This is a genomic window from Acidovorax sp. KPB24-07 (assembly GCF_057543315.1).
This window is the reverse complement of sequence record NZ_BAAJYS010000805.1, coordinates 1-864: the sequence shown is the minus strand read 5'-3', so window position 1 is coordinate 864 and position 864 is coordinate 1. Positions and strand designations below refer to the sequence as shown.

1 protein-coding gene is annotated in these 864 nt (G+C 72.1%); it reads right to left on the bottom strand.

What is annotated here, in order from left to right; all coding sequences use genetic code 11:
- Nucleotides 1-58 precede the first annotated feature (58 nt).
- The coding region (locus AC27IQ_RS25955; protein WP_487091358.1) for an NAD(P)/FAD-dependent oxidoreductase at nt 59-864 on the bottom strand (806 nt) is incomplete at its 5' end.

Sequence of the window (864 nt, the reverse complement as noted above, 5' to 3'; positions counted from 1 at the left end):
ACTGCCGTATAGGCAGCTCAGAAAACTGTGAGTTCAAGCCAAATGGCTTTGCCAGCCTTCACTGCCGTATAGGCAGCTCAGAAATATCCAGGCGGAGAGACACCGGTAGCTGATCCTTGCGCGGCGCGGCCTGCGCGGAGCCCGCGCACGCGGCCACCAGCCTGGCCGCATCGCTGCTGGGCAGGTGCAGCACGGCGGTGTCAAACGCCTCGCCATCGACCGTCCAGCCACTCGATGGCGGTGACTGGGGCGCGATGGCCTGCACCCGGCGCGCCCGGTGCACGGTGTGGCCCTGGGCCTGCAGCCATTGCGCGGCGGGTTCGGGAAACAGCGCGCCCAGGTCGGTGCGCGGCAGCAGCAGGTTGGAGCCGCCGCGCCCGCTGAAGAGCGCATCGCGCAGCACGCGCAGGAACACCGTGGCGCTGGCTTCGGCGGCGGGGGTGTTGAGCGCCGAGACGCACAGCGGCTCGACGAACTCGGCCATCAGCTGCGGCGGCAGGCCCTGGCTGATGGCCAGCACCGTATCGCCGGGCTCGCAGCGGAATCCGCCCAGTCCCCACATCCAGCGGGCGGTGGTGGTCATCAGCGCCAGCCGCTGGCGCAGGCCCCAGCCCCGGGCGGTGGCGATGCCCCACACGGCGTCCCAGGGGGGCGCGATGTCGGGCAGGCGGATGCCCTTGCCATCGGCGAAGCGCAGCGACAGCGGCAGGCGCAGCAGGGCCGCTTCCGGGTCCACGCCCACCTGCGCCATGAGGTGCAGGCACTCCGTGTAGGCGCCGATCAGGATGTGCTGGCCGTTGTCCAGGGGCGGCGGAGCGCCCGGCGCACCGGGCGCATCGGTTGCGGGCAGGGGCGCGCGCGCGG